Source organism: Cedecea neteri NBRC 105707 = ATCC 33855, assembly GCF_001571265.1.
GTDB classification, from domain to species: Bacteria; Pseudomonadota; Gammaproteobacteria; order Enterobacterales; family Enterobacteriaceae; genus Cedecea; species Cedecea neteri.
The window spans coordinates 1-1,069 of the sequence record NZ_BCTL01000122.1 but is presented as its reverse complement, the minus strand read 5'-3'; the positions used below and the strand labels follow the sequence as shown (position 1 = coordinate 1,069).

The 1,069-nt window shown below is 57.0% G+C and carries 1 protein-coding gene; it reads right to left on the bottom strand.

The window, feature by feature from the left end:
• Positions 1-6: 6 nt before the first annotated feature.
• Positions 7-1,069 (bottom strand): hypothetical protein (locus tag CNE01S_RS25575; RefSeq protein ID WP_169799437.1); only part of this gene is annotated, 1,063 nt, incomplete at its 5' end.

Below are 1,069 nucleotides of genomic sequence, written 5' to 3'. Positions count from 1 at the left end.
TGTGTGTTACTCCGCGAAGGTTCTGGTTATCTGGATCGGCAGTGTCTTCGTGAACAGGGTCCAGGGGCCTGTTTTATCACTGAAGGTGTTGCTAGCCTCGATAATCAGGTTAAATTTCCCTGCAGCAATGCCGGAAATTTTGTTAAATGGAACGATAATTTCGCCGGTAGCACTTGTTTGCAGGATGATCCATTTCCCGTTCGGATCTTCGTCCGTGGCTGCGCCTGGACTAAACTTCAGATTTGTTATTCCGTCAGCCATACTCACGTCCAGCGAAACCCTGACATACCAGTGCGGGACAGGCACGGGGTGCCCGGTCTGGCCTTTGACTTCTTCCCCCTGCAGCACAAGCCTGGTCGCACTGGCCTGGGTCGCAAAATTACGCACCGGGTAAGATCCGTTGGGGCCGCCCTGCGCTGCGCCTGGCGTCGGCAATACATGCCAGGTGACGGTGTCTGTCTGGCTTCCCGCGGTGGCAGTAATGGTGACCGGTCCGGCCGTTGTCCCTGCGATAATGACGGGTATAGTGTTGTCAGGGACAACATCAGCCTGGGTCGGGTTTCCTTTTTCAAATTTTGCCGGGCTCGCCCCGGTAACAGGGGATGCTGGACCGCTCAGGGTAACATGAACCGGTGTGCGGCTGGAGGTCGGCACAACTGTAATTGCAGGCATTTTCCCAGCCAGAGCAAATTCTGTGCCCTGCATGGTGTAGCGTACGTCTGAGGGAACAATCTTGACGCTGGTCACCGCGGCCGCAATGCGCCCGGTAAACGTGCTTTTCGCCCCGCCACGGCCCGTCGCCGTCAGGGTCGATGCCTGGCTCTCAGTCCCGATCGCCTTGAGTTGGGTGATAGACAGACCTGTTGCGCCGGTAGGCACCAGCGCTGGTGAGTCATCTGACAACGTCATAATGGTAGTATCTTGCACCTGAAATGCGACAGGGACCTTGGCCGCTGTGCTGCCACCTTTATTGGTCGCAATGAGCTTAAAGGCGGCAAAGAAAGCACCTGGCGCGGCTGTCAGGGCTGCCGGATCAAACTTCAGGTCGTACAGTGCCCTGCCATCGGGA